This is a genomic window from Burkholderia sp. BCC0405, assembly GCF_902833075.1.
GTDB lineage: Bacteria > Pseudomonadota > Gammaproteobacteria > Burkholderiales > Burkholderiaceae > Burkholderia.
Genome location: NZ_CADFEO010000065.1, coordinates 1 through 779, shown reverse-complemented (window position 1 = coordinate 779; position 779 = coordinate 1). Strand labels below are relative to the sequence as shown.

The following is a 779-nucleotide window of genomic DNA, read 5'->3' as shown; positions in this document are numbered from 1 at the left end:
TGAACCGACAGTTGCGCGAGTGGCTCGACACGGTGGCCAATGTGCGCGTGCACGGCACGACGCACCGCGTCGTCGCCCAGCACTTCGGTGAGGAGCGTCCCGCACTGCAGGCGTTGCCGGCCGGCACCTTCAACGGCGTGATCCGGCTCGAGCGGCGCGTGAGCCACGAAGGCCTCGTCTCGGTCGGCGGCAACTACTACAGCGTGCCCGATCGTACACGCAAGCGCACGCTCGACGTCCACAGTCTGGCTCACGAGATCCGCATCTACGAAGACGGGGAACTGCTGGCGGTTCATCCCGTGCTCGAAGGCCGGCGACGAACCTCGCTGTTGCCCGGTCATCGACGCACAAATCAGCGCAAGCAGCCGTCAAGACAGCCGGCGCCATCGGTGATGGTAGCCGTGGCTCGCCGGCCTCTGTCGTTCTATGACCAGGTCGCAAGACGCCTCGCGGATGCCGGGAGGGCCGCATGAGCAGCATGCCCACCTCGACACTAGAACGCATCCGACGCTATCTCGTCGGCTTGCGCATGCCGCGCGCGCTCGAAACGCTGGACGCCACCCTGAATCGCTTCGAGCAAGGCGACAGCTCGATGCTGGAAGTGTTGGAAACGCTGCTGGGCGAGGAGTTCACGACGCGCGAGACCCGCCGCATCCGGATGGCGCTGCAGACCGCGCGGCTCGGCACGATCAAGACGCTGGCCGGTTACGACTTCAGCTTCCAGCCGAGCCTCGACCGCGATCGCATCATGGCGCTTGCGCAGCTCGAGTTCATCGAAC

Annotated in this window: 2 pseudogenes; both read left to right on the top strand. The window is 65.9% G+C overall.

Annotated elements, in window-relative coordinates:
• Positions 1–473 (top strand): annotated as a pseudogene (locus tag HWX36_RS36710) (IS21 family transposase); the annotation flags it as partial.
• Positions 470–779: pseudogene (gene istB, locus HWX36_RS36705) on the top strand (IS21-like element ISBcen28 family helper ATPase IstB); the annotation flags it as partial. The pseudogenes HWX36_RS36710 and istB, both read left to right, overlap by 4 nt.